The organism is Marivita sp. S6314, from assembly GCF_023015985.1.
GTDB lineage: Bacteria > Pseudomonadota > Alphaproteobacteria > Rhodobacterales > Rhodobacteraceae > Marivita.
The window spans coordinates 225,093-252,081 of the sequence record NZ_JALKAO010000003.1 but is presented as its reverse complement, the minus strand read 5'-3'; the positions used below and the strand labels follow the sequence as shown (position 1 = coordinate 252,081).

The following is a 26,989-nucleotide window of genomic DNA, read 5'->3' as shown; positions in this document are numbered from 1 at the left end:
AGAGTTAACCTGATAACTTCCAATTACGACGAAGGTAATCGTCAAACATCGGTACAGTGAAATCTATATCGCCATACTGCGGGCTGTAAATCATGCCTTTTGCAATAATTTGAGCTCTTCGCGGGCCTAATTTGGAAGGTGGCTCACCTAGTCGGTCCGCCACTTCGGAGGATCGGTATGGACCTTTGCCAAGCTCGGACATGGCAATCACATATTCACGTTCTTTCGGCGTCAATCTATCAAAACGGACTTGAAAAAACCCATCATCCAACCTTCTGAGTGCGTCATCTGTCGCCGTTTTAACGTCATTTTCATCGATAGGAGACTCATCAGCAGCATTCCATGCCTGAAAGCCCCATTCCTGCAAAAAATATGGGTATCCCTCTGTAATTTCTATAATATGGGTCAGCGCTTTCTGCGTTATTTGTTCGCTCTCTCCATTGATCGGTTCCTTTACAGCTTGCAATGCTGCCTCACTATCGAGTGCCCCAACCTTTGGATATGAGAATAGTCGTTCTGCGTATGACTTTGCATCCCCAGAGAGACCGGCCAGCTGCGGCAACCCAGCGCCAAAAAAAATCACGGGCAATTGCTTCTGACCTACCCGATGAATTGCCACTATAAGTGCAGCAAGTTCTTCTTCCTTCAGATATTGTACTTCGTCGATCAACAGACACCAGCCTTTTCCTGCAGCTTTTCCAGCATGGCCTATTGCGACAAACATGTCAGGTAGATCGTACTCTAGGTTTCCGCTATCAGCTACGCCCGGCTCTGGATCAACAGAAACAGATAAATCTCCCATTTGAACTTTAAACGCGCTAGCGAAACTTCGCAGTGCTTTCATAGCATCATGTGCTTTTGATTTCGCTGATTGAATCAGAGACAGCTTTCTTAGAACTTGCTGCATCTTTGGGTAGAGCAACTCGGCAAGCGACTTCTCCTCGGGAGCTTCAATCACAGATGTTAGGTAACCGATGTCTTCAGCGGCACTTTCAATAGTATTTAGTAACACAGTTTTTCCTGTCCCACGAAGCCCGAGAAGCATTTGCGATCGCGCGTGACGCCCGATTAAGGTTCGCTTCAATGCTGTTGTTGCATCGTGCACAATTTCATCGCGACCAGCTAGTTCAGGCGGTTGCGAACCAGCTCCTGGAGCAAACGGATTTCTTACCGGATCCATAGTTCTACAAACCTCTACATAGTTATACCTTAAATAGCGTATAACTACGTATAAGTCTATACATCTGAGATACTCAGTCTACATGCGCTTTATGGTGGCCGAGTCCGTCTATCATTCGAGCGATGCGCCCACGGCTACCAAATCGCCAGCCCGGGGGGCGGTCTGGCGATGCGCGGCGGCCTTCGACCTTGGTTCCGCGCTGGTGCTTTGAAGGACGGTTAGCTTGCGACGCGGGCTTTTAGCAGGCCGTCTTCCTTCAGACGTGCGTGGCATTCATCCAGCGATTTCCACGCCCGCGCGATCAAGGTATCAATCTCGTCCTTCGAGATCACCAGAGGCGGGGAGATGATCATGCGGTCCCCCACATGGCGCATCACCAAGTTGTTGGCGAAGCAGCGTTCGCGGCAGATGAAGCCGACTGTGCCTTCGTCGGCTTCGAACTTGGCGCGGGACGCTTTGTCGGGTGTGAGGGCGAGGCTGCCCATGAGGCCGATGATCCTGGCTTCGCCCACCAGCGGGTGGTCGGCGAGGGAGTCGAACTTTTCCTTGAGATAAGGCGCGGTTTCTTCGCGGACGCGGGTGACGATGCCTTCCTCGTCCAGGATCCGCAGGTTTTCCAACGCCACGGCGCAGGCGACCGGGTGGCCGGAATAGGTGTAGCCGTGGTTGAACTCGACGGAATTGATGACCTCGGCCACGGCGTCACACACGATCGATCCGCCAATCGGCTGGTAGCCGGAGGAAAGCCCCTTGGCGATGGTCATGATGTGGGGACGGATATTCATCGTCTGGCTGCCGAACCAGTTGCCGGTGCGCCCGAAGCCGCAGATCACCTCGTCCGCGATCAGCAGGATGCCGTATTTGTCGACGATGCGCTGGATTTCGGGCCAGTAGGTTTCGGGCGGGATGATCACGCCGCCTGCGCCCTGCACGGGTTCGGCGATGAAGGCCGCGACGCGGTCGGGGCCGAGTTCTTCAATCGCCGTCTCAAGCTGGCGGGCGCGTTCAAGGCCAAATTCCTCGGGCGTCATGTCCCCGCCTTCGGCCCACCAGTTCGGTTGGTCGATATGGTGGATGTCAGGGATCGGCAGACCGCCCTGCATGTGCATCCCCTTCATGCCGCCCAGCGACCCGGACCCGACGGAGGACCCGTGATAGGCGTTCCAGCGGGAGATGATGATGTTCTTCTCGGGCTGGCCTTTCGCAGCCCAATAGGTGCGCACCATGCGGAGATTGGTGTCGTTCGCCTCGGACCCGGACCCTGCGTAGAACACCTGGTTCATCCCGTCCGGGGCCAGTTCCGCGAGTTTCTGCGACAGCGCGATCGCGGGCACGTGGGTCGTCTGGAAGAACGTGTTGTAATAGGGCAATTCCTCCATCTGGCGCGCGGCGGCCTGCGCCAGTTCAGAGCGCCCGTAGCCGATGTTCACACACCACAATCCCGCCATCGCATCCAGAATACGGTTGCCGTCACTGTCATTGAGCCAAACGCCATCGGCCCGGGTGATCACCCGCGCGCCTTTTTGTGCCAGTTCACCGCCATGGGTAAACGGGTGCATGTGGTGCGCCGAATCCAGCGCCTGCAATTCGGCGGTGGGCATATGGTTGGTGATCATGGCCATGGGATGCGTCCTCTCAAACAGGTCGGGCGCAGAATATGATCAAATTATTCCGAGTCAATCGAATCGGGACAATCCTTGACGGATTTGGTCCATTCCCTGCACAACATCCGCCTCCATCGCCTCAGCCGCCGCCCGGGCATCCCCAAGGCGCAGTGCGTCCAGCACGTCTTTGTGCCGATCCGGCAGGTTTCGGGTGCCCACCTGCCCGCACACCACCCGCAGCGACGGACCGAATCGCAACCACAGCCGATCCACCATTTCCATGAGAATCGGCGCACCGGCCAAGGCGTACAGTCCCGCGTGAAAGCGATGGTTCTCGACAAGGTAACGCCGCACATCCCCCCGCTTGATCGCGGCATCAAGCCGCGAATCGGTGTCGGCCAACCCCGCGATGTCCTCTGGGGTCGCAACCTTGGCAGCGCTGCGCGCCAGTTCCGGCTCAAGCGCGCGGCGCGCTATGCAAAGTTGGTCAATCGCGTGCCGATCTAGTTCGGGCACAGCGATTCGCCGATTGCCCATAAACGCCAGCGCGCCCTCGGCGGTCAGCCGTCTCAGCGCCTCGCGCACCGGCGTCATGCCGACCCCAAGCGCGTCTGTCAGGCCTTGAATCGTGACCGGCTGCCCCGGTTCAAGCTCTCCGAACAGCACCTGGTCGCGCAATTGCCGGTACACCACCTCATGCGTCGGAAGCCCTGCATTTCCGGCCGCAGTGCCAGTTGTCTGTTGCATATTCACATCGCACCTCATCCTGCGCTGCATCCCCGGGCAAACGGCCTGACCCAAGGAGACAGATGCCAACTTGCACGAACTATCTTGGCATGAAACCATGTCAGCTATTGCCAGATCAGGCAACATTTGATCAAATTCACATCCACGGGGCCGCAAGTGCTCCGGGATCAACGGGAGAATTTCATGAAGACCCATCTGCTGACCATCACAGCCGGTGCTGCGCTGATCGCCTCAACGGCGATGGCAGACGAAGTGCGGGTATACAACTGGTCCGACTATATCGACGAAGAGCTTCTGACCAAGTTCGAAGAAGAAACCGGCATCGACCTTATCTATGACGTGTTCGACAGCAACGAATTGCTGGAGACCAAGATGCTGGCCGGCGGCTCGGGCTATGACGTTGTTGTGCCGACCGGGACATTCCTGCAGCGCCAGATCCAGGCAGGGGCGTTCCAGAAACTGGACCAGTCCAAGCTGTCGAACATCGGCAACCTGTGGGACGTGATCAAGGACCGCACGGCGCAATACGACCCCGATAACGCCTATTCGATCAACTACATGTGGGGCACGACCGGGATCGGCGTGAACCTGGGCAAAGTCACGGAATTGCTTGGCCCGGATGCGCCGATTGCATCGCTTGATCTGGTCTTCAATCCCGAGAACATGGAAAAGCTTGCCGAATGTGGCGTGCATTTCCTTGATGCGCCCACCGAAATGATCCCGGCCGCGCTGGCCTACAAGGGGCTCGAGCCGGATCGCAAAGACGAAGAGGCGCTGGCCGCGGCTGAAGAAGTGCTGAGCGCCGTGCGCCCGCACGTTCGGAAGTTCCACAGCTCTGAATACATCAACGCGCTGGCCAACGGCGATATCTGTGTGGCCTTCGGCTGGTCCGGCGACATCCTGCAAGCCCGCGACCGGGCTGCCGAGGCCGAGAACGGGGTCGAAATCGCTTATAATGCGCCGGTCGAAGGGGCGCTGATGTGGTTTGACCAGATGGCGATCCCGGTGGACGCCCCCAACCCCGAAGCCGCGCATGTCTTCCTCGACTTCATTCTCGATGCGCAGAACATGGCGCAGGCGTCGAACTATGTGTACTACGCCAACGGCAATGAAGCGTCCAAAGAATTTCTGGTGGAAGACGTGATCGGCGACACCGCGATCTACCCGGACGAGGCGACACTGGAAAAACTCTACACCGTCACCCCGTTCCCGCCGCGTGAGCAACGGAACCTGACGCGCATGTGGACACGGGTGAAATCGGGCACTTGAGCCTGAGACCCTTTTGCCCGCCCCATTCCCCGGGGCGGGTTTTCTCTTTCGGATACGATTATGACCCAATCTGTCTTCGCGCCGTGGAACGACCCCAAGGCGAAACCGCTGATCCAGTTCAGGAATGTCACCAAGCGGTTCGGCGACTTCACCGCGATCGACAATCTGACACAGGACATTTTCGAACAGGAGTTTTTCGCGCTGCTTGGTCCGTCAGGTTGCGGCAAAACGACGATGATGCGGATGCTGGCCGGGTTCGAAACACCCACGGAAGGTCAGATCCTGATCGCCGGCGAAGACATGTCAAACGTGCCGCCGAACAAGCGCGCGGTGAACATGATGTTCCAGTCCTACGCGCTGTTCCCGCATCTGAGTGTCTGGGAAAACATCGCGTTCGGATTGAAACGCGAAGGCAAGGACAAAGAGTCGATTGCAGCGCGCGTTGATGAAATGCTGCGGCTGACCCGGTTGTCGAAATTCGCCCAGCGCAAGCCACACCAGATCTCGGGGGGGCAACGCCAGCGCGTGGCCTTGGCGCGGTCGCTGGCAAAAGCACCGAAACTGCTTCTTCTGGATGAACCGCTTGGCGCGCTGGACAAGAAACTGCGGCAGGACACGCAGTTTGAATTGATGGATATCCAGGAAAAAACCGGCACCACTTTCGTGATCGTGACCCATGATCAGGAAGAAGCGATGACCGTGGCATCCCGCGTCGCGGTGATGGATGAAGGCCGCATCATTCAGGTCGCCACGCCGGACGTGATCTACGAAGCACCCAACAGCGTCTACGTGGCCGACTTCATCGGCGACGTGAACCTGATCAAGGGGCGCGCCGAAAAACGCGCCGCCGCTCCGGCGGACACAACGGCGCAACCTGTCGAAACACCACAGCCACCCGCCACACCGGCAGCGCAGGTCTCGACCCAACCGGTTGACGGCCCCCAGCCGAACGAGATCGGCGAATGGTTGCAAAACAAGCTGCTCTTCCCGATCCTTGGCAAACGCGACCCGCAACCCAAGCGGTTGCCACCGCCCGCCCCGAACACCGATTCGCGCCCAGCAAAGCCCGCGCCAAAGGCAGAGATTCAGCCCGGCGGTCTGGAGCTGCATTGGGCCGAAGGGCAGCCCCCCATCATCGCGTCCAACGGCGATCCGGACCTGGCCGGTCAGACCCTGACCCTGGCCCTTCGCCCTGAGAAAATGAGCATCTCGAAAGAGAAACCCACCGCCCCCAATGTTCTGCGCGGCGCGGTGATCGACATTGCCTATCTCGGCAACCTGTCCACCTATCATGTCCAGCTGGACAATGGCCCGATGGTCAAGGTGCAGATGACCAACATCCGCCGCATCGCGCGCCGCGACATCACGTGGGAAGACGTGGTCTGGGTCAGCTTTTCCGAAACCTCCGGCGTTGTGTTGAAGGGATAGCCCATGCGCCGCGCCGTTCTCATACTGATTCCGTATCTGTGGCTGGTGGCGCTCTTCCTGATCCCGTTCGTCATCGTGCTGAAAATCGCGCTGTCAGACGTGGCTCTGGCGCGGCCACCCTACATGCCGCAGCTCGATTTCACTGGTGGCTGGGCGGCCATCCGGAACTTCCTTACCGGGCTCGATTTCGAAAACTTCGTCTTTCTGACGTCAGATGATCTCTACTGGAAAGCCTATCTCAGCTCGCTGCAGATCGCAGCGCTCTCAACGCTGCTGACCCTTTTTGTCGGCTACCCCATCGCCTACGCCATGGCGCGCAGCGCGCCCGAATGGCGGCCCACGCTCTTGATGCTGGTGATCCTGCCGTTCTGGACCAGCTTCCTGATCCGCGTTTATGCGTGGATGGGCATCCTGTCGAACGAAGGGCTGCTCAATCAGTTCCTGCTATGGACCGGGATCATCAATGAACCGCTGACGATCCTGAACACCAACACGGCCGTCTATATCGGCATCGTTTACACCTACCTGCCCTTCATGATCCTGCCGATCTATTCAGCACTCGAACGGATGGATGACAGCCTGCTGGAAGCCGCCGAGGACCTTGGTTGTTCGCGCCTCAGTGCCTTCTGGCTGGTGACCATCCCGCTGTCCAAGAACGGCATCATCGCCGGGTGTTTCCTGGTCTTCATCCCGGTGATCGGTGAATTCGTGATCCCGTCGCTTCTGGGCGGATCGGGCACGCTGATGATCGGCAAGGTGCTTTGGGAAGAATTCTTCTCGAACCGCGATTGGCCTGTGGCGTCTGCCGTGGCCGTGATTCTGCTGCTGATCCTGGTGATCCCGATTATCCTGTTCCAGCGCAACGAACAAAAGCAGCGCGAGGCCGAGGGATGACAAACCACGCAACACCTGTCTTCTTGCCGGAAATCGCCCGGCGGGCTGGTCTCCCAACCAAGCGACGCACGCGGTGCGGCGAAACCAGACGGAGCGTCACATGAAACGCTTCTCCTGGTTCAACGCCACCGCCCTGACCCTGGGCTTTGCGTTTCTCTACATGCCCATGATCATTCTCGTGATCTACAGCTTCAACGCGTCCAAACTGGTGACTGTCTGGGCCGGATTTTCGACCCAGTGGTACGGAGAGCTGTTCCGCAACGAAGAGTTCCTGAACGCCGCATGGGTCACGATCAAGGTTGCGGTAATGAGCTCATCCATCGCCACGGTGCTTGGCACGATGGCCGCACTGGTATTGGTGCGCGCGGGCCGATTTAGCGGGCGAACGCTGTTTTCTGGCATGATCTACGCGCCGCTGGTGATGCCCGAAGTGATCACGGGCCTGTCGCTGCTGCTCCTGTTTATCGGCATCGGGCTTGACCGGGGGGTGCTGACCATTGTGTTGGCGCACACCACCTTCTCAATGTGCTACGTCTCTGTCGTTGTTTCGTCGCGGCTTGTCAGTTTTGACCAGTCACTTGAGGAAGCCGCGCTCGATCTGGGCTGTTCGGCATTCGAAGCGTTCCGGCTTGTCACGCTCCCGATTATTGCGCCTGCGGTGATCTCGGGCTGGCTGCTTGCATTTACGCTGTCACTTGACGACCTGGTGATCGCCAGCTTCACCACCGGTCCTTCAGCAACAACCTTGCCGATCAAGATTTTCTCGGCGGTGCGCCTTGGCGTCAGCCCGGAAATCAACGCCCTGTCGACGATCATGATCGCGATTGTCACCATTGGGGTGATCACAGCCTCTCTGGTCACCAAACAAGCCGCCGTCCGGCAGGCCCGTGACGCGCGGATGGCCGAACGCCCCGCATGACGCGCATCTACGAGGATCGCGCCTACCAGACACCGCAAGCCTGCTGGTGGCGCGACACGGTGGCCCCGGCACATCCACCCGCGATGCAGGGCGACAAACACACGGATGTCGCCATTATTGGCGGTGGTTTTACCGGCCTGAATGCAGCGCTGGTACTCGCTGACGCCGGGCGGCAGGTCACCGTGCTCGATGCCGAACACCCGGGATGGGGAGCGTCCGGGCGCAATGGCGGGTTCTGCTGCCTGGGCGGCTCCAAACTGTCCGGTCCGCGCATCGCCACACTGTTTGGCGCGGACCAGCGCGCAGAATGGCACGCGGCCGAACGCGCAGCGGTCGATCACGTGGCAACGCTTTTGGCGGATCACGCCATTGACGCCGATGTGCATTCCGAGGGCGAAACGATGATGGCCCACTCTCCCGGCGCAATGCACGACATTCGCGAAAGCATCGAAGACACCCGCCAGTCCTACGGCGTGACGCCCCATGTTTTTGAGGCCTCCGACCTGCCCTCTCTGGGCCTCAACGGTCGGTTCTACGGCGGCATGACCCTGCCCATCGGCTTTGCCCTCAATCCGGGGAAATACCATGACGGCCTGCTGAAATCCGTGATGCGCGCCGGGGCCGAAGTGTTTGGCCAAACCCCGGCCACGCGCATGCGCCAACGCGGGTCGAAATGGGAGGTGACAACCGCCAACGGGATATTGACTGCCGAACGGGTTGTGATTGCCACCAATGGCTACTCCTCGGAAGACATGCCCACATGGCTGCGCGCGCGGTATTTGCCGGTGCAATCCTCGATCATTGTCACCCGCCCCATCACGGATGCCGAACAGGCCGCACAGGGATGGACAAGTGCGCAAATGTGTTACGACAGCCGACGTCTGTTGCACTATTTTCGCCTGATGCCGGACGGGCGTTTTCTTTTCGGCATGCGCGGCGGACTGCGCGCGACACCCCGATCCGAGGCTGCGCTGAACGCCCGCATTCGCAAGAACTTCGAACAGTTGCTCCCCGAATGGCGGACGATCGACATCACCCATGCGTGGTCCGGGCTGGTTTGCCTGATGCGCAGGCTCACGCCCTTCTCCGGTCCGGTTCCGGACAGGCCAGGCATGTTTGCAAGCCTCGGGTATCACGGAAACGGTGTCGCAATGGGCAGCTACCTGGGCGCGCGTCTTGCCGATTGCGTGCTGGACCGTCCAACGCGTGGCCCGTGTCCTGCGTTCCTGCACCAGCCGCCCCCGCGGTTTCCCCTTGGCCGATACCGTCGTGCGTTGCTGGCCCCGACTTACGCGGCAGCCGCTCTGCTGGATCGCCAGCGCCGCTTTTGAAAAGCGGCGGTCTGCGGGTGTCACACCGCAGGCAAAGCCAATTCGAATTGGCTTTGCCGCAGCCTGCGCTTGTGCCGCCCTGCCCCCTTCGTTATTCCAGTTGCCAACACGATTTCAGGGAGGAGCGTCATGCTCAAGCGTCCATTCGACAAGTCGAAACTGCCCAGCCGCCATGTGACCGAAGGCCCCGAACGCGCGCCGCACCGGTCTTACTACTATGCGATGGGCATGACCGAGGAAGAAATCCACCAGCCACTGGTGGGCGTTGCCACCTGCTGGAACGAAGCCGCCCCTTGTAACATCGCACTGAACCGTCAGGCACAGGCGGTGAAGATGGGTGTCAAACAGGGCTTCGGCACGCCGCGCGAATTCACCACGATCACCGTGACAGACGGCATCGCGATGGGGCATGAAGGGATGCGCTCTTCGCTGGCCTCGCGCGAAGCCATCGCGGACACGGTCGAGTTGACCATGCGCGGCCATTGCTATGATGCGGTTGTGGGGCTTGCGGGCTGCGACAAATCCCTGCCGGGCATGATGATGGCGATGGTCCGTCTCAATGTGCCGTCCGTGTTCATCTATGGCGGCTCGATCCTGCCGGGCAAAGCGCCGCAGGTCGATGAAATTCCCGAAGACTTCCGCACACGCGACCTGACCGTTCAGGACATGTTCGAAGCGGTGGGCCGTCACCAGAACAACGAGATGTCCGACAAGGCGCTCGACATGCTGGAACGCGTGGCCTGCCCGTCGGCGGGGGCCTGCGGCGGTCAGTTCACCGCCAACACCATGGCCTGCGTCTCTGAAGCCATCGGCCTTGCGCTCTTTAATTCCTCCGGCATGCCAGCACCCTATGAATCCCGTGATGCCTATGGCGAAGCATCGGGCCGTGCGGTCATGGACCTGATCGAACAGAACATCAAAGCGCGCGACGTTGTCACCCGCAAGGCGCTTGAAAACGCAGCGCGCGTTGTGGCCTGCACCGGCGGTTCGACCAACGCGGGCCTGCACCTGCCGGCCATCGCCAACGAAGCGGGCATCGAGTTCTACCTTGAAGACGTCTGCGATATCTTCCGCGACACGCCGTACTTCGTCGATCTCAAACCCGGCGGGGCGTATGTGGCCAAGGATCTCTATGATGCAGGCGGCATTCCGGTGGTGATGAAGGAACTGCGCAAAGCGGGGCTCATCCACGAGGATTGCATCACGGCCTCGACCCGCACCATCGGCGAGGAACTGGACCTCATCGAACGCGAAGCGGATGGCAAGGTGATTTACGCCATCGACACCCCGATCACCAAGACAGGTGGCGTCGTTGGTCTGAAGGGCAACCTCGCCCCCGAAGGTGCGATTGTCAAAGTCGCTGGGATCTCGGCCGAAGACCAGCTGTTCACCGGTCCTGCGCGGGTGTTCGAATGCGAAGAAGAAGCATTCGAAGCCGTCAAGGAGCGCGCTTACGAAGAAGGTGAAGTCATCGTCATCCGCAACGAAGGCCCTGCAGGCGGCCCCGGCATGCGCGAAATGCTGTCCACCACCGCTGCGCTGTCCGGTCAGGGCATGGGCAAGAAAGTGGCGTTGATCACCGATGGCCGTTTCTCCGGCGCAACACGCGGGTTCTGTGTGGGCCATGTCGGCCCCGAGGCTGCAGCCGGTGGACCGATTGCCCTGCTCAAGAACGGCGACATGATCACCATTGATGCAGTCAACGGGTCGCTGAGCGTGGATCTGTCTGACGAAGAACTCGCCAAGCGCAAATCGGAATGGAAAGGCCCCCGGGACACCATCTACACATCCGGCGCGGTGTGGAAATTCGCCAAGATGGTTGGCCCCACCTACAAAGGTGCCGTCACGCATCCCGGTGCCGAAGGCGAAAAGCACCAGTATTGCGACCTGTGACGCCAGTGGTGACAAAAATCTGTGTTGCGCTCTTGGGCGCAACACTTCTGGCCGGGTGTGATGCAAGCGGAAACGCGGGGGGGTTGGCGTTTCTCGAAACACCTGATGGCACGCCCGCCCCTGTCATCACCTCGGCACGGCTTGCCAATGGGCAGGTCACGGTCTCCGGTCCGGAGGGCTATTGCGTCGACGCATCGACCTTGCGCCGCACCCCGGCGGGCGGGTTCGCCGCAATTGCCAGTTGCAACATCCTGTCAAACGGTCAGTCCGGCCCGATTGTCGAACCGGTTCTTGTAACAGTCACGGTCGGCCGCGCCGGTACAGACGCGCCAGGCCTCGAAGACCTGGCAAATGCGCTTGGCACCGAACTGACGCAAACCCGCGAGCTCAGCGCGGTGAATGCCGGTCGCATGGCGAGCGGTGGACAAACCGCGTTCCAAGGCAGCGACCCACGACATTGGCGCGGCACGTTTATCCTTGGAAACCGCGTCGTCGGTCTGGCGCTATACGCTCCGCAAGGCAGCCCGTTTGTCGGCGCGCAGGGGGCCGCTTTTCTGAACACCGTTTCTTCACGCATTCGCGCTAGCTCTCAGGTGGCGCAACGCAGTGCGGAACAGTCGCAAGCCACAACCGATCCGCTTGCGGCGCAACTCGGGCGTTTATTTGGACGCCGCGATCTGTAATACTTGACGAACAACCGGCACCTTCAAGGGCCGGACCAATAAACATAAGCAGGAGCGAGCAGCTCATGTCGGAGATGAAACCCGGTCTTTTTGACCGCGTTATCCAGCAATCCGCGCTCAGACGGTTTCGTCGTTGGGCGGAAACCGCGCGCGATGCGGATCTGCGCGATCTGCGCAACACCCGCGCTGTGGCGCGTCGGATGAAATATCATCTAGATGAACTGATCCATGTCGCTGACACCCGTCTGGCCCTGCCCGTCATCGGCAATCAGGCGGTCCCGGTGCCTTATGACGCGGACTGGTCGTGGCGGCCTGAACTTTGGTGCGGCCCGCTGCCGGTGCAAGGCATTTCGGCGGTCGCCAACAAATCCATGCTCGGGCAGGAAGTGACCCTGTTTCACGACTGCGCCAACTCTGAACTGACGCTTCGCCAATTGCGCAACACAAGCGCCGATGATCTGGCGGCGTACGGTCTGCGTCTCGACGTGTTCCGTTTTGACGGCTCGTACCTGTCGCTGGTCATCGACCTGCCGCCTGACGCCGCTCACAATCTGAAACGCAAGCACTTGATCCGGCTTGACGCGATTGTCGAACTTGAAAGACCGCTGGAAATCTTTGCGCGGCTGAACGTGCAACACGGGCCGAACACCGAACAGATCGTACGCGAACTGCCCCTGATCGACCGGGATCTGGTTGTCGAATTTGATCTTGCGTACACCAAACTGAACGAAAAACGGGTCGAGAAAATCTGGATCGACCTGATCTTCGAAAACCCGGAAATGAGCGAGGTCGTGCTGCGCGACCTGTTCTTCAGCCGCCGCCCCCGGGCCGAGCTTTGAGGAGATCAAGATGACTGCCTATTCCTTGTCCAAATCGCGGTTCTTCGAAGGCGTCTGGGAAGGCGTGATCGCAGGCGAAAGCGACGACTCTCCGAAACCATCGGTTGATGTGCGGGTCCATGACCAGCCGGTCTCGGACATCGCCCTTGAACCGCTGCAGGACCCGGCGTCCTGGCTGCTCAAGATCCCGGTCCCGGCCAATATGATCGCCGACGGCGTGCATACGTTCGTAATCTCCGAAACCACGTTGGGTCAGGCGCTGGGGGATTTTTCGATCATCGCCGGAGAGGCAGCGGGCGAGGACATTCGCGCCGAAATGTCTCTGCTGCGCGCCGAACTGGACATGCTGAAGCGTTCGTTCCGCCGCCATTGCCGCGAAACGGCGTAACGCCCGGATCGGGTATCGCCCGAACATTCAGGTACAACCCGACCGGTGACCGGCATCAGGGGCCGTTTCAACCACGATTGACCTTCCGTCCGCAGGCAGGCAACGTGGCGGTGAAACCCTGACCCGGAGAACCTATGTCCCCGCTGCGCGGTATGGTGCTGAAACTCAGCGCTGTTTTGCTGTTTGTGTTCATGGCCGCCCTGATCAAAGCCAGCTCGGACGTTGTTCCTCCGGGGCAAGCCGTGTTTTTTCGCTCGTTTTTTGCGATTCCGGTTATTCTAGCCTGGGTCATCCTCACCGGGCAGCTGCGCAGCGGCCTGAAAACCAAGAACCCCGCCGGGCACCTGTGGCGCGGCATGTTCGGTGTCAGTGCAATGGCATGCGGTTTCGCCGGTCTGGGATTGCTTCCCCTGCCCGAGGTCACCGTGCTGGGCTATGCCGCGCCGATCATGACCGTGATCTTCGCCGCCCTGCTGTTGGGTGAGCGCATCCGCCTTGTCCGGATTTCCGCGGTCATTCTGGGGCTTGTCGGCGTTGTGATCGTGATGCTGCCACAACTGGGCAACGACGACATGGGCACAAGCGCCCGGTGGGGCGTGGCGCTGGTTCTTGCGTCAGCGACGCTGCGGGCACTGGCCCATGTTCACATTCGCAAGCTGGTACAGGATGAAACCACGTCCGCGGTGGTGTTCTACTTTGCCGTCACCGCCTCGTGTTTTGCCCTGCTGACCGCGCCGTTCGGCTGGGTTGTGCCTGATCCGCTGACGGCGGCCCAATTGGTCGGCGCGGGTCTTTTCGGAGGCGTGGCGCAGATCCTGTTGACCGCATCCTACCGGCACGCCGAAGCGGCGTTTCTCGCGCCGTTTGATTATGCCTCGATCCTGTTTGCCCTGATTATCGGTTACACCGTGTTCGATGAAATCCCGACGATCCATACCATCCTCGGCTCGATTGTGATCATCGCGGCTGGCGTGCTGATCATCTGGCGCGAACGGCAACTTGGCGTCAAACGCGGCCCCGCCCGATCAAACCTCACACCGCAGGGCTGATTGCATTTGCCGCAGCTCGGGATTAGATCATCCCCAGCACAGACAGGGTGACGGGAGCCGCACTGCATGAACTGGATTACCAATTACGTCCGTCCCCGGATCAACTCGATCTTTTCGAGACGAGAAATCCCCGAGAACCTTTGGGTCAAATGCGATGACTGCGGCACCATGCTGTTCCACCGCGAGATGTCCGACAACCTGAACGTCTGCAGCAATTGCGGCCATCACATGAACATCACGCCGCGCGACCGGTGTCATGGCCTGTTCGATGGCGGGGTCTTCAACGAAGTCGCCGTTCCGGAACCGGTCACCGACCCGCTGCAGTTCCGCGACCAGAAAAAATATCCCGACCGGATGAAAGCCGCGCAAAAGGCAACCGGCGAAAAAGAAGCGATGCTGGTGGCCACGGGCGACATCGGGCGCACCCCGGTTGTCGTGGCGGTTCAGGATTTCAGCTTCATGGCCGGGTCGATGGGCATGTATGTCGGCAACGCGATCATCGCCGCCGCAGAGAAAGCCGTCGAACTGCGCCGCCCGCTGATCCTGTTTTCAGCCGCCGGCGGTGCGCGGATGCAGGAAGGCATCCTGAGCCTGATGCAAATGCCCCGCACAACGGTGGCCGTGCAGATGCTCAAAGAAGCCAAGCTGCCCTATATCGTGGTGCTGACGCATCCGACCACAGGCGGCGTGACGGCCTCTTACGCCATGTTGGGCGATGTGCATATCGCCGAACCCGGCGCGCTTATCTGCTTTGCGGGCCCCCGCGTGATCGAACAGACGATCCGGGAAAAATTGCCCGAAGGGTTCCAGCGCGCCGAATACCTGCTGGAACACGGCATGCTCGACCGCGTCACGGACCGCCGCAAGCTGCGGGAAGAACTGGTTCAGATCGTACGGATGCTGATGCACCTGCCGCCCCCCGTTGCGGGCGATCTGCCGCCGCCGGGTCCTTCGGATATGGCGCCACAGCAACCCAAGAGTGATCCCGAAACGTGACTCAAAGAGCAGGATCTGACGTCATCCTTGACCGGATGATGGCCCTCCACCCCAAGATCATTGACCTGACGCTGGACCGCGTCTGGGCGTTGCTGACCGCGTTGAACAATCCGCAGCGCGCGCTGCCGCCGGTCATCCATATCGCGGGCACAAACGGCAAAGGCTCTACCCAGGCCATGATCCGTGCCGGGCTTGAAGCGGCAGGGCACTCTGTCCATGCCTACACGTCCCCGCATCTGGCCCGGTTCCACGAACGGATCCGCCTTGCCGGTGACCTGATCACCGAAGAGCACCTGACGCAGGTTCTGGACGATTGCTACACCGCCAACGACGGTGCCAATATCACCTATTTCGAGATCACGACCTGTGCCGCCCTGCTCGCCTTCGCACGCACCACGGCGGATTACACGCTGCTTGAGGTGGGCCTTGGCGGGCGTCTGGACGCCACGAACGTGATCGACGATCCGGCGCTCACGATCATCACCCCGGTGTCGATGGACCACGAACAATTCCTCGGCGACACGATCGGCAAGATCGCGGGCGAAAAAGCCGGGATAATCAAACGCGGTGTCCCCTGCATCGTTGGCCCCCAACACGAAGACGCGCTGGATGTGATCGAAGCACAAGCGGCCCGTCTGGGCGCACCTGTGCTGGCTTACGGGCAGCACTGGCATGTCGGCGAAGACCGTGGACGGCTGGTCTATCAGGACGACACCGGGCTGCTTGATCTGGATCTGCCCAACCTTCCCGGCGCGCACCAGATCGAAAACGCCGGCATGGCGCTGGCGGCGCTCCGGCACCTTGGCATGCCGGACACTGCCTTCGACGGTGCAATCCGGAACGCCTATTGGCCCGCCCGCATGCAACGGCTGACCGGCACATCCCTGAATGCCGTGGCACCAACGGTCGACCTGTGGCTCGATGGCGGTCACAACCCGGCCGCGGGCAATGCGCTGGCCGCGCATCTGAAAACCCTGCCCGACCGTCCAACCCACCTGATTTGCGGCATGCTCAACACCAAGGACGTCCGCGGCTATCTCGCCCCGTTGGCCGAAGTGGCCGATACGCTGACCGCCGTATCCATTCCGGGCGAAGCCAACACGCTGGAGGCATCGGACACCGCACAAGCCGCCCACGACGTGGGCATGACGGCAAAGACCGCCGAAACGGTCGAAACCGCGCTTGCGGACATCGCGGCAACATCCCCCAACGCGCGGGTCCTGATCTGTGGATCGCTGTACCTTGCCGGTCACGTCTTGCGCAGCGTCAGCTGACGCCGACACCCCAAAAGTCGCTTTATATTGACGGATTCGCGGATATCCGCCTATATATCGTAAAAAAGAGCGGTGTCCGCGCAAGCGAGACAAATAGGTGAACACATGGTGCCAGTATTTCGCGCAGTCGCGTTGACTGTGGCTCTCTTGGGGAGTCCGCTTGCCGCGCAATCGGCCGCCATCACCGACACCGCAACGACCTTTTCCTTCACAATGAACGGCACGGAAATGACCGTGTCGCGCCGTGGCGCGTCCTGCCCCACATCCTGCGTACAGCCGATGCAGATCGCGCCCGGTGTGGCGACGCTGGCAGAGCTTGAGGTCATCGCCTTCCTGCAAGACGCCGTCAGCGACGGCACCGGCCTGCTTGTGGATGTCCGGATGCCCGGTACGTTTTCGTCCGGGTCCTTGCCCGGGGCCGTCAATGTGCCTGTCGCAACCTTTCAGCCCTCCAACCCGTATCGCAATGATTTGCTCTCCGCGTTGGGTGTGACGAATCTCGGGGCCTCACCGGGTTTTTCAAACGCATTTTCGCTGGTGATCTTTGCAGGCGGGGCCGACGATCAGAACGCCGCCGACGCCATCAAAAGCCTGCTGGATGCGGGCTATCCCGCCAGCAAGATCAGGTATTACCGAGGCGGCGCATCCAGTTGGACAACGCTTGGGCTTAACCTTTCGGTGGGACAATGAAAGACACATCCAGAAACAGTGGCCTGATCCGGATGGCCCTGATGGCAACGGCGTTCATCGCGCTGACTATCGTGCTTGTCGTGTTCCAGCCGGGATCGCCGCGCCAAGCGAACACATCCGTAACAGAGGTCGAAACCACTGTGACGCGTGTGGCCCCGCCGCTGGACAATGTCGCCAGCATATCCGCCGACTCCGCACAGACGGAGGCACGCACCGCGCCGCAACGCGAACTGGCGACGGATACGGGCCCGGCACAACCAACGACGATACGGGACATGACCTTCGACGCGATCTCGAACCTCAAATCGGCCACCACGGGGGATGCCCCGGCACCCGGCGAACCGGGCAGCCTTTTGCACAGCGTCGTACAGCGCAGCATCGCCACAACCGCACCAACATCTCCCGCACAACCAACAACCCAAAATACCGTATCGGCGACAACCTATGCGGTCCGGCCCGGCGATACGCTGGTCAGCATTGCCCGCGCGCTTTATGGCGATGTGAACATGGCCTCAGCCATCTTTATGGCCAACACCCATGTCATGGCCCGCCCCGACAACCTGCGGCCAGGAATGGTTCTGGACCTTCCTGCAGACTAACCACCAGATTTAGCGATTCTGCCCAAAGGTGGATTATTTCACGCTTCGCTCACCTAAATGTTGACCGGTGCGAATCACTGTGGCAAAACGAATCAAGACTTCGCGGAACCTAAAAAAAGCAGACGCGAAACGGGGGAAACAGAAGGCGCAATGGCATCCATGCAGGCGCCCGGATCAAGCCGAAAAACGGCAGTCCGGGAACGGTGCACACGCAACGCTCGATAACGACCTCCAAGACGTACCGACCTCCGGCGCACACCCTCGCGCCACAGACGTAAGGCATAGCAAGGACCTGAACACAGGCAAGAATCATCGAGCAGCCTTAGAGGTCCTTCGGGGCCTCTTTTTTTCGTCAGTCCTCGCCCCACCCATCGGCCTGCATTTCGCGCAACCGGCTTGCGGTGCGCTCGAACTCGAACGTGCCTGTGCCCTCCACATACAGCATCTCGGGCTGCGCCGCCGCTGACGCGATCAGTCGCACGCGCGCTTCGTACAACGCGTCGATCAGGGTCACAAAGCGCTTGGCTTCGTTGAAATTACTCCGGCTCAGGCGCGGGATGTCCTCGATGATCAAAACCCGGACGGCCTCGGCCAGGGCAAGGTAATCCGCCGGGCCCAGCATCTTGCCGCACAGGTCATAGAACTTCACCCGCGCCACGCTGTTGTGAAACCGGGGCAATTCAAGTTCGCGCCCTTGCACAAACAACGTCAGGCTTTCCTGGTGGCCCTGTGTCAGCTCTTGCCAGATCCGGTCAATCTCGGCCTTGGCGTGGGCATCATTGGGTGTGAAATACACCTGTTCCCCCGCAAGACGATCCTGCCGGTAGTCGGTCGGCGACGCCAGTTCATGCACCACCATCTTGTCTTTGAGCATGTCGATGAACGGCAGAAAGATCTGGCGGTTCAGCCCGTCCTTGTACAAATCGTCCGGCACTCGGTTCGACGTGGTCACAACCACGACGCCCGCTGCGAACAATTGCTCGAACAACCGCCCGACGATCATTGCGTCGGTGATGTCGGTGATTTGCATCTCGTCAAATGCCAGCAGGCGAACCGAATCCGATACAGCCTTGGCCACAGGTTTGATCGCATCCTCAACCCCGCGCTGGCGGGCGGCGTGGATGGCGGCGTGGATTTCCTGCATGAAGGCGTGGAAATGCACCCGGCGCGCGGGCACGGTCAGGCTTTCGACAAACAGGTCCATCAACATGGATTTGCCGCGCCCCACCCCGCCCCAGAGGTACAATCCCTTGGGGGCTTCGGGGGCCTTGCGAAACAGCTTCTTTTTGACGGGCTCGGCCAACGCCGCGCGGATCCGGTCGAATTCGGGCAAGGCCGCTTCCTGTGCGGCATCCCGTGTCAGACGGCCATCAGCAACACGTGCGGCGTAAATCTCGGTCAACGTAGTCATGTCCGCCGATTAGCCTGTCCTTTGAGATTTGTAGAGAGGCCTTATTCGACCGCGCGGATCAATTTGCGTTCAAGGACGCGCAGAACCGTCTTGAGGTCATGGCCGCGTTTGAGGATCTGCCCATCAATGCCAATCACCGCATACTGCCCCTGACGAGTCCGCAGCTTGGGGCGTTTTTCGATGCGATACAGCGGGTTTTCGGCCGTGCGCCGGAAGACCGAGAACACGGCCACATCCCGCAAATTCGAAATCCCGTAATCTCGCCATTCCCCGGCGGCCACCATGCGGCCGTACAATGACAAGATCACGCCCAGCTCGGTCCGGTGGAACGCCACTTGCTCGGGCGCCGAGTAGGGTTTGGGGAACGGTGTCAGGCTGTTCATAAGTCATGATGTGTTCACCCTTCTGGGTAAATCAAGCGTTTTAGCGACACGGGGTGCGGGGTGTGTGAAATAGGTCCGATCTGGCCCCAATGTTTCGCGCGCGAAACATTAGGACAGGAGGGCTGACATGTCTGCAGACGCGCTGCGCAGTCACTTGTCAGGCAAACTCTCCCTGGCAGAACCAGCCCGACGACATCAGCGCGCCATGCGCATAAAACAGCCAAAGCCGATGACCGGTCTTGGTGACCACCTCCCAGTAATCGCGCTGCCCGCTGCGCCAGTTGGGATCGTCCAGCCACCATTCCGGCGCGATCCGTTCCGGCCCGGACAGATGCGCAACCTCGTGCTGACGCCCCCGCCAGCGAAACGCCTTTGCAAGACGCGGGATATCAGGGGCCATCACCGGTTCGGGCCGCCACATCAATAACGGGCGACGCCGCCCCCGGTCGGGCCATGCGCCAGCCGGTTTCGACCATGCTGCAGCCAGTGTCACAGACGTCTTTTCCGGGATATGGCTGTCAGCGGGATGCACCCGTGTGATGGCCTCCATCCCCAGACGTGTGCCCAGACGCCCGATCAGGTCTTCCAGCGCATCCCCCGCCTCCAGACGCGCCTGAACGGCGGCAGCGGCTTCAAGATGTCCGACCTTGGTGCGCAGATGCAGCGGTTCATGCACCACTGCTTCAAGCCGCAACATGTCGATGCCGAACCCTGCATCCAGATCTTCGACCTTCATCCGCAAAAGCGGGCGCATGCGGTCTATGTCGTCAGACGGTTTCGCCAATGTGACGTTCATCCACTGCATCGTGCTGTCGCTGCGATACGCCTCAAGCCGCAGCGTCCGTGCGCCGCGCCCCTTGTTGCGCAGCGCCGCACAGAGCCGTGGGAGCATCCGATCCAGCGCCGCCATCACGTCGTCTTCCAGCCCGATCGGGTCCGGCAGGCTTAACCGCGTGGCAAAGCGATCGGGCGGCACGGCGGGGCTGACCGGTTCCGGAAGGCTGCCCATCGCCTGATCCAGCCGCGCCACCAACCCACGCCCGAACCGCCGCACCAAGGCGGCACGGGGTTGCCCGATGACATCCTGCACCCGCCGCAGGCCAAGACGCGCGAGTTGCGCATTTGTGTGGTCCTCAAGCCGCAACGCCGCGATGGGCAACGGGGCCAATGCGCTGTGGGTCTGGCCTGGCGCCGCAATCCGCACCCGCGCCTGAGCCGGTGGCGCAAACATGACCGGAGCCGCCCCGCCCCGTTCCCAGTGCCGCCGCTTGCCTGCCCGCGACCGTGTTGCGCGGGCTTCCTGATCAATCGCGTCTCCGTTGCGATTATGGGGTCCGCCCCCCTGTTGCCCGCCAAACCGGGCCAGCGCCCATGCGCCGCCCAGCGTGTCCGCGATGCCCAACTGCACCGACAGACCAAGCTGTTCACAATCGGCCTCGATCTGCGCCGCAAGGGGCTCTTCCCCGCCAAACAGATGGGAACAGCCCGTCAGATCAATCACGAGGGCATCCGGCTCTTCGCGCGCGACCCACGGGGAAAACTTGCCCGCCCAGCGATGCAACACGCCAAGAAACGCCGCTTCGGCATGCGGATTGGACAACCGCGTCAGAAGATCGGCGCACATCGCATGCGCGTCGCGCAGCGGCTGGCCTTCATAAAGCCCGGCCGCCTGTGCGCCTATGGACAGCGACGCCAGAACCTGTGCCTGCCCCACATCCTTGACCACCGCAAACGGCATCTCTGCCAGATTGGGGTCACGGCGGATGTGCCGTTCGGCGGCCAGCCGGGGAAACCAGATGGACAGGATACGTCTGTTGGGCATGACTCACGGGCAGCAAATGTTCTACATTTGTTCTTTACAGCCCAGACCCTATGCGAGTCGAGTCACTCCCTTTTCCCAGCCGGATGTCCGACCCGAGATCAGCCGCAATAAATGCGGGCCACGGCGTCGTTTTGATCCAATTCGAAATTCACCCGCGCCGGATTGAAATCCATGGTCACCGCTGACCCTTCCGGAATGATCCGGTACGGCTGTGAAAATGCAATATTTTCAAGCTGTGTGCGTTGAATACCCATCAGATGGGACATCTCTTCGCTGCCACAGGATGGTGGTGCGCTACTGACGGCGGTTGTTTCCTGACACGCTGCAAGACCCACACAGACCGAAAACATTAAAATAAAACGCATGATATACCCTCAATTGAACCCCCCGATGGTTGCAAAGCTGGGGCTTTCCCGCAAGAGTCATCTTGAATATGAAGACTAAGGAGACACGACATGCGGACGCGCGCTGCAGTTGCCCTACAGGCTGGCAAACCTCTTGAAGTCATGGAGGTCAATCTTGATGGCCCCCGTGCCGGAGAGGTGCTGGTTGAAATCAAAGCCACCGGTATCTGCCACACAGATGAATTCACGCTGTCCGGCGCAGACCCGGAAGGCATGTTCCCGGCTATTCTGGGCCACGAGGGCGCAGGTGTCGTTGTCGAGGTTGGCCCGGGTGTGACAAGCCTCAAACCCGGCGACCACGTGATCCCGCTTTACACGCCGGAATGCCGGACCTGCGAATACTGCCTGCATCCGAAAACCAACCTTTGCCAGTCGATCCGCGAAACGCAGGGCAAGGGCGTGATGCCAGACGGCACATCGCGTTTCAGCACGCTGGATGGGGATCCGATCCTGCATTACATGGGCTGTTCGACCTTTTCGAACCACACCGTCCTGCCCGAGATCGCGCTGGCCAAAATCCGCGAAGATGCGCCGTTCGATAAAGTGTGCTATATTGGCTGTGGCGTGACGACCGGTGTCGGCGCGGTGATCAACACCGCCAAAGTGGAAATCGGTTCGCGCGCGGTTGTGTTCGGATTGGGCGGGATTGGCCTGAACGTGATCCAGGGTCTGCGTCTGGCGGGTGCGGATCAGATCGTTGGTGTCGACCTGAACCCTGACAAGGTAGAGATGGCCACCCGGTTCGGTATGACCGATTTCGTGAACCCGAAGGAGGTTGAGGGCGATCTGGTGCCGTATCTGGTGAACCTGACCAAAGGTGGCGCAGATTATACCTTTGACGCCACGGGCAACGTGCAGGTGATGCGCGACGCGCTGGAATGTGCGCACAAGGGCTGGGGCGAAAGCATCGTGATCGGTGTGGCGCCTGCCGGGGCCGAAATTTCGACTCGTCCGTTCCAGCTTGTGACTGGCCGGACTTGGAAAGGCACGGCCTTCGGTGGCGCACGCGGACGTACGGACGTTCCGAAGATCGTCGACTGGTACATGGATGGGAAGATCGAGATCGATCCGATGATCACGCATACGATGCCATTGGACGATATCAACAAGGGTTTTGACCTGATGCATGCTGGGGAGAGCATCCGGTCGGTTGTGATCTACTAGGAGAAACGGACACAGGCTGTCGGCGAGGGCAGCCTGTCAAAAAAATGGGTGAAAATGTGAGTAAGCATGACACGTGTCGTGGCGCGGGCCTGTTGGGCCGGCGTCCCTGTTGGTATGGGGTGTTGACCCCTGTTCGTGTGTCCATGTGATACCGTTCAAACCATCCCAACCGGTCTGGGCCACTGATGACTCGGGGCACGGACAGGATCCACACCTGACGGATGTTGCGTTGCTGGTGCTGGCGCGCGAGGTGATCGACCGTCTGTCGCTCATCGCGCAGCATTCTTCCCTCATTCCGCACAGCCAGGAAATCGAGGGCTTTGGCATCGCGCTGGTGGAACCTTCGCCCGAAGAAGCCAAGCTGATCCTGCTGCGGGCACATGCCAATGGCGCCACCCACAAAGAGCTGTGCCTCGACTATCTTTGCACCGCCGCGCGGTTGTTGGGAGAGTGGTGGGACCACGACATCATCGACTTTTTCGAGATGACGCTGGCAACGGGGCGCTTGCTGCATTTCCTGCGCGATCTGCGTGATATTTTGCCGGAAAAACCGGTTCACAACGGTCACGAAGCGCTGATCGTGACCGTGCCAAAGGAACAGCACACCCTTGGCGCGTGTATTGCTGCGGAACTTCTGCGGCGCGAGGGATGGTCGATTGACCTGAAACTGGGGCTTAACGAAGACGAGATCTGCAAAATCGCCCATCGCGGAGCCTATCCGATCATCGGCTTGTCCGCGTCGGGCACGCGGCTGATCCCGGAGCTGGCCCGGACCGTCGTGGGATTGCGGGTTGCCGCTCCCCATGCGCAGATCTTTGTCAGCGGGCATATCGTCGAGATGGAACCAGACATCGCAACGCGGATCGGAGCAGATGCGTCTGGAACCGATATCGATGACTGCCTGAAGGCGCTGGACGCCCTTGCCCGCAAGCTGCGCGTCGTCGTTCCGATCCGCTGATCGCCCCGCCCCGTCGTTCGGTGACCCTGCGTCGCTTCGCATCAGCGGTTTGTCTTGAGAACCCAATTGGGCCGTGCCATCCTTGGGGCGCGAGGGGTCCGCGCTTGGAGCGAGGAGCCCATATAGTGTTCGTCGAAGATACCCCGATTTTGATTCGTGCGGTTGATGATGATGGCCATGGCCAACCACCCAGACTCACGGATGCCAGTCTCTTGGTGCTGGCTCAGGAAGTGATTCAACGTCTTTCCACCGTTGCACGCCATACACCGCATTCCGACCAGCCAGATGTCGAAGGATTTTGCATTGCGTTGATGGAACCGGACGCGCAAGAGGCACGTCTGATCCTGCTTCGCGCGCATGCCTCGGGGCTTGGTCACGAAGACCTCTGCATCCAGTACATCGCCGCAGCGGCTCGGCGACTGGGACAGTGGTGGGATGACGATGTCATCACGTTCCGCGAGATGGCCATCGCGGCGGGCCGGATGCTTGGGTTCCTGCGGGACCTGCGCGATCTGATCCCGCCTCCGGAACAACGCGGATCGCGCGAGGCCTTGTTCACCTGTGTGCCGGGTGAACAGCATTTCCTCGGCGTGACGATGGCGGCAGACCTGATGCGCGACAGGGGCTGGAAGATTGACTTGCGGATCAATGAGACCATCGACACGTTGTGCAGACAGGTCCGCGACCACAATTATCTGATCATCGGCCTGTCAGCCACCAATGCCGACCGCATTCGGACACTGGCGGCCACGGTTGTCGAATTGCGACTGGCCGCCCCACATGCGCGTATCTTTATCGGCGGGCATCTGGTCGACGTTGAACCCGATATTGCATCTCGCATCGGTGCAGACGCGGCGGGAAGCGATATCGAGACCTGCGTCAGCAGCCTTGAGAACTTGTATCAGGAGCTTCTTGCCCACCCGACCTAAGCGGCGTGTGGCCCGACGCGCGTTTCCGCGTGTCAGGTTCCGTACCGGGCCATGAACGTCGTGATCGCGCCGTCGATCACGCGCGTCTTTTCGTCGTCAGAAACGGATTGCGTGATGCCGAACACCAGCTTCGGCCACAGGTCGGCCTTGCAAAGCTCTGCGAACTGGTCAGCCGCTAGGTCGTAATCGACGATGTCCAGTTCACCCCGTGAAACGGCGCATTGCAGGTAGTTGACCAGGGCCGTCCGCATCGTCATCGGACCGGAATGATAGAATTCCTGGCCAAGCTGCGGAAAGCGATCGGATTCCGCCACGCAGATGCGGAAAATACGCTGACCCATTTCAGAATAGATGAAATCAAGGAATTGGTGCGCCACCAGTGACAGGATTTCGGCGGGCGGGCGGCTGGCGTCGATGGATTCGATCGACGTCTGGGCCTGCCGGGCACATTGCGCTGTGGCAACCTCCATGAACAGCAGGCGTTTGTCCGGGAAATAGCTGTAGAGTGTTGCCTTCGACACACCAGCCGCCCGCGCGATATCGTCAACGCTGGCGCCTTCGAAACCATCGCGCAGAAAGACCTCACGCGCGCCTTCAACCACCTGGTCAAATTTGCGCCCACGCGTGATCTGTGCGTCAGCAACCCCCATGAACGTCTCCTTGCCACCTTTCAGAAATCTAAACCGGGCAGTTCACTTTATCAAGGGTGGCCCCCTGCGACGAAACTCACGTCACATCAAAAAGCCCGGGCGCGAAACGCCCGGGCCATGGGTCCCGAAAGACCGTTCAGACAAAGGGGTTCAGCCCTTGGAAAATTCGGGATAGGCCTCCATGCCCAGCTCTGCCATGTCGAGCCCGTTGATCTCTTCTTCTTCGGAGACACGGATGCCCACGGTTGCCTTGAGGATGGTCCAGAGGATCATCGCACCGACAAAAGTGAAGGCACCGTAGGCCGCAATGCCGATCAACTGGGTGATCAGGTTGGCTTCACCGTAGAAGATCACCGCGATTGTGCCCCAGATGCCGGCAAACAGGTGCACCGGGATCGCGCCGACAACGTCGTCGATCTTGAGCTTGTCGAGGAACGGCACGGCGAAGACCACGATCACACCACCGATGCCACCAATCCAGAGCGCACCAAACAGGGTCGGCGCAAGCGGTTCAGCGGTGATGGACACGAGGCCCGCCAGTGCACCGTTCAGAACCATCGTCAGATCGACCTTCTTGTAGAGAAGCTGTGTCAGGATCAGCGCCGTGACAGCACCGGCGGCGGCCGCCATGTTGGTGTTTGCAAAGATGCGGCTGACATCCGACACGTCGCCCACGGTGCCCATGGCAAGCTGCGAGCCGCCGTTAAAGCCGAACCAGCCGAGCCACAGGATAAACGTACCCAAGGTGGCAAGCGCGAGGTTGGAGCCCGGGATCGGATTTACCTTGCCGTCTTTGCCGTATTTGCCAAGGCGCGGCCCAAGGATGATGACCCCCGCCAGCGCAGCCCAGCCACCAACCGAATGCACAACTGTGGAGCCCGCGAAGTCAGAGAAGCCCATCGCATCGAGCCAGCCGCCGCCCCATTTCCACGAACCCGAGATCGGGTACATGATGCCGGTCAGCACAACCACGAAGGCCAGGAACGGCCACAGCTTGATCCGTTCGGCCACGGCACCGGACACGATGGACGCGGTTGCGGCGACGAACACCAGCTGGAAGAAGAAGTCCGACCCGACAGATGCGTAATCAAGGGCGGCATCTTCTGGCGCGACCCCCACAGCGTCCAGAACCGTCTGACCACCCAGCGCAAAGAAGCCATTGAAATCACCCGGATACATCGTGTTGAAACCGATGAGCCAGTACATGATGGCCGCGATCGAAAAGAGCGCGATATTCTTGGTCAGCTGCATGGCCACGTTCTTGGAGCGGACAAGGCCCGCTTCGAGCATCGCGAACCCTGCGGCCATGAAAAACACCAGAAAACCGGCCATCAGGAACAGCAATGTGGTGAAGATATACGGCCCGACCTCGTCCATCGTGGGCGCGGCGGCCTCTTGAGCCATGCCCATCGCTGGCAACGCGACAAGCGCGGCAGCGGGCAGGAGTGTCTTGAATAGTTTCATCGTCATGTTTCCCCTAGTCTC

General features: G+C 60.3%; 26 protein-coding genes. 17 read left to right on the top strand and 9 right to left on the bottom strand.

All coding sequences use genetic code 11. The features are described from left to right. Positions 1 to 4: 4 nt before the first annotated feature. From MWU54_RS09755 to MWU54_RS09745, 3 genes are all read right to left on the bottom strand, one after another. On the bottom strand, positions 5 to 1,180 hold the full coding sequence (locus MWU54_RS09755; protein WP_247082648.1) for an ATP-binding protein: 1,176 nt from the start codon (positions 1,178 to 1,180) through the stop codon (positions 5 to 7). Between the two features lie 218 nt (positions 1,181 to 1,398). Continuing rightward, positions 1,399 to 2,802 (bottom strand): aspartate aminotransferase family protein, encoded by a 1,404-nt coding sequence (locus MWU54_RS09750; protein WP_247082646.1) that lies wholly within the window; start codon positions 2,800 to 2,802, stop codon positions 1,399 to 1,401. A gap of 54 nt (positions 2,803 to 2,856) precedes the next feature. Next, positions 2,857 to 3,531, bottom strand: coding sequence for a GntR family transcriptional regulator (locus tag MWU54_RS09745; RefSeq protein ID WP_247082644.1), 675 nt, complete (start codon positions 3,529 to 3,531; stop codon positions 2,857 to 2,859). Between the two features lie 183 nt (positions 3,532 to 3,714). On the opposite strand from MWU54_RS09745, the gene MWU54_RS09740 reads away from it, so the two are divergent. The 14 genes from MWU54_RS09740 to MWU54_RS09675 all read left to right on the top strand — a co-directional run bounded on the left by MWU54_RS09740 (position 3,715) and on the right by MWU54_RS09675 (position 17,783). After that, the gene (locus MWU54_RS09740) at positions 3,715 to 4,800 is read left to right on the top strand and encodes a polyamine ABC transporter substrate-binding protein (RefSeq protein ID WP_247082642.1); all 1,086 of its coding nucleotides are present in this window, start codon (positions 3,715 to 3,717) and stop codon (positions 4,798 to 4,800) included. A 60-nt stretch (positions 4,801 to 4,860) separates the two neighbouring features. After that, a complete protein-coding gene (locus MWU54_RS09735; RefSeq protein ID WP_247082640.1) occupies positions 4,861 to 6,228 on the top strand; it encodes an ABC transporter ATP-binding protein in 1,368 nt (455 codons plus the stop codon). 3 nt (positions 6,229 to 6,231) lie between these two features. After that, positions 6,232 to 7,122 (top strand): ABC transporter permease subunit, encoded by an 891-nt coding sequence (locus tag MWU54_RS09730; protein WP_247082638.1) that lies wholly within the window; start codon positions 6,232 to 6,234, stop codon positions 7,120 to 7,122. A 100-nt stretch (positions 7,123 to 7,222) separates the two neighbouring features. Further along, a complete protein-coding gene (locus tag MWU54_RS09725; RefSeq protein WP_247082636.1) occupies positions 7,223 to 8,041 on the top strand; it encodes an ABC transporter permease subunit in 819 nt (272 codons plus the stop codon). Beyond that, positions 8,038 to 9,372, top strand: a complete 1,335-nt coding sequence (locus tag MWU54_RS09720) for an FAD-binding oxidoreductase (protein ID WP_247082634.1) — start codon at positions 8,038 to 8,040, stop codon at positions 9,370 to 9,372. The genes MWU54_RS09725 and MWU54_RS09720 overlap by 4 nt, the downstream gene beginning before the upstream one ends. A 129-nt stretch (positions 9,373 to 9,501) precedes the next feature. Next, on the top strand, positions 9,502 to 11,265 hold the full coding sequence (gene ilvD / locus MWU54_RS09715; RefSeq protein WP_247082632.1) for a dihydroxy-acid dehydratase: 1,764 nt from the start codon (positions 9,502 to 9,504) through the stop codon (positions 11,263 to 11,265). An 8-nt stretch (positions 11,266 to 11,273) separates the two neighbouring features. Then, on the top strand, positions 11,274 to 11,948 hold the full coding sequence (locus tag MWU54_RS09710; RefSeq protein WP_247082630.1) for a dihydroxy-acid dehydratase: 675 nt from the start codon (positions 11,274 to 11,276) through the stop codon (positions 11,946 to 11,948). Between the two features lie 65 nt (positions 11,949 to 12,013). After that, complete coding sequence (locus MWU54_RS09705; RefSeq protein WP_247082628.1) at positions 12,014 to 12,787, top strand: DUF6478 family protein; 774 nt, start codon at positions 12,014 to 12,016, stop codon at positions 12,785 to 12,787. A gap of 10 nt (positions 12,788 to 12,797) precedes the next feature. Next, positions 12,798 to 13,175, top strand: a complete 378-nt coding sequence (locus MWU54_RS09700; RefSeq protein WP_247082626.1) for a hypothetical protein — start codon at positions 12,798 to 12,800, stop codon at positions 13,173 to 13,175. 134 nt (positions 13,176 to 13,309) lie between these two features. Next, entirely contained in the window at positions 13,310 to 14,224 is a 915-nt protein-coding gene (locus tag MWU54_RS09695) for a DMT family transporter (RefSeq protein WP_247082624.1), read from the top strand. Between the two features lie 66 nt (positions 14,225 to 14,290). Next, positions 14,291 to 15,220, top strand: coding sequence for an acetyl-CoA carboxylase, carboxyltransferase subunit beta (accD, locus tag MWU54_RS09690; protein WP_247082622.1), 930 nt, complete (start codon positions 14,291 to 14,293; stop codon positions 15,218 to 15,220). 35 nt (positions 15,221 to 15,255) lie between these two features. Next, the gene (locus MWU54_RS09685; protein ID WP_247084005.1) at positions 15,256 to 16,494 is read left to right on the top strand and encodes a folylpolyglutamate synthase/dihydrofolate synthase family protein; all 1,239 of its coding nucleotides are present in this window, start codon (positions 15,256 to 15,258) and stop codon (positions 16,492 to 16,494) included. A 105-nt stretch (positions 16,495 to 16,599) separates the two neighbouring features. Then, complete coding sequence (locus tag MWU54_RS09680) at positions 16,600 to 17,184, top strand: rhodanese-like domain-containing protein (protein ID WP_247082620.1); 585 nt, start codon at positions 16,600 to 16,602, stop codon at positions 17,182 to 17,184. Next, positions 17,181 to 17,783 (top strand): LysM peptidoglycan-binding domain-containing protein, encoded by a 603-nt coding sequence (locus MWU54_RS09675; RefSeq protein WP_247082618.1) that lies wholly within the window; start codon positions 17,181 to 17,183, stop codon positions 17,781 to 17,783. The genes MWU54_RS09680 and MWU54_RS09675 overlap by 4 nt, the downstream gene beginning before the upstream one ends. Before the next feature lie 352 nt (positions 17,784 to 18,135). Here MWU54_RS09675 and zapE read toward each other — a convergent pair whose 3' ends face one another. The 4 genes from zapE to MWU54_RS09655 all read right to left on the bottom strand — a co-directional run bounded on the left by zapE (position 18,136) and on the right by MWU54_RS09655 (position 21,764). Continuing rightward, the gene (gene zapE, locus MWU54_RS09670) at positions 18,136 to 19,194 is read right to left on the bottom strand and encodes a cell division protein ZapE (RefSeq protein WP_247082616.1); all 1,059 of its coding nucleotides are present in this window, start codon (positions 19,192 to 19,194) and stop codon (positions 18,136 to 18,138) included. 41 nt (positions 19,195 to 19,235) lie between these two features. Next, positions 19,236 to 19,577, bottom strand: coding sequence for a DUF2794 domain-containing protein (locus tag MWU54_RS09665; RefSeq protein WP_247082605.1), 342 nt, complete (start codon positions 19,575 to 19,577; stop codon positions 19,236 to 19,238). Positions 19,578 to 19,734: 157 nt separating this feature from the next. After that, positions 19,735 to 21,399, bottom strand: a complete 1,665-nt coding sequence (locus MWU54_RS09660) for a DNA polymerase Y family protein (protein ID WP_247082603.1) — start codon at positions 21,397 to 21,399, stop codon at positions 19,735 to 19,737. Positions 21,400 to 21,497: 98 nt separating this feature from the next. Then, on the bottom strand, positions 21,498 to 21,764 hold the full coding sequence (locus tag MWU54_RS09655; RefSeq protein WP_247082601.1) for an I78 family peptidase inhibitor: 267 nt from the start codon (positions 21,762 to 21,764) through the stop codon (positions 21,498 to 21,500). A 90-nt stretch (positions 21,765 to 21,854) separates the two neighbouring features. Between MWU54_RS09655 and MWU54_RS09650 the strand changes: the two genes are divergently transcribed. From MWU54_RS09650 to MWU54_RS18830, 3 genes are all read left to right on the top strand, one after another. Further along, positions 21,855 to 22,967: an S-(hydroxymethyl)glutathione dehydrogenase/class III alcohol dehydrogenase gene (locus MWU54_RS09650; protein ID WP_247082599.1), complete on the top strand. Its 1,113-nt coding sequence runs from the start codon at positions 21,855 to 21,857 to the stop codon at positions 22,965 to 22,967. Between the two features lie 145 nt (positions 22,968 to 23,112). Beyond that, positions 23,113 to 23,925 (top strand): cobalamin B12-binding domain-containing protein, encoded by an 813-nt coding sequence (locus MWU54_RS18835; RefSeq protein WP_247082596.1) that lies wholly within the window; start codon positions 23,113 to 23,115, stop codon positions 23,923 to 23,925. Between the two features lie 125 nt (positions 23,926 to 24,050). Beyond that, positions 24,051 to 24,854: a cobalamin B12-binding domain-containing protein gene (locus tag MWU54_RS18830; protein WP_247082594.1), complete on the top strand. Its 804-nt coding sequence runs from the start codon at positions 24,051 to 24,053 to the stop codon at positions 24,852 to 24,854. Between the two features lie 32 nt (positions 24,855 to 24,886). On the opposite strand, the gene MWU54_RS09635 is transcribed toward MWU54_RS18830, so the two are convergent. Both MWU54_RS09635 and amt read right to left on the bottom strand, forming a co-directional pair. Next, complete coding sequence (locus MWU54_RS09635) at positions 24,887 to 25,504, bottom strand: TetR/AcrR family transcriptional regulator (RefSeq protein WP_247082592.1); 618 nt, start codon at positions 25,502 to 25,504, stop codon at positions 24,887 to 24,889. A 150-nt stretch (positions 25,505 to 25,654) separates the two neighbouring features. Further along, the gene (amt, locus tag MWU54_RS09630; protein WP_247084003.1) at positions 25,655 to 26,968 is read right to left on the bottom strand and encodes an ammonium transporter; all 1,314 of its coding nucleotides are present in this window, start codon (positions 26,966 to 26,968) and stop codon (positions 25,655 to 25,657) included. Between the last annotated feature and the right edge of the window lie 21 nt (positions 26,969 to 26,989).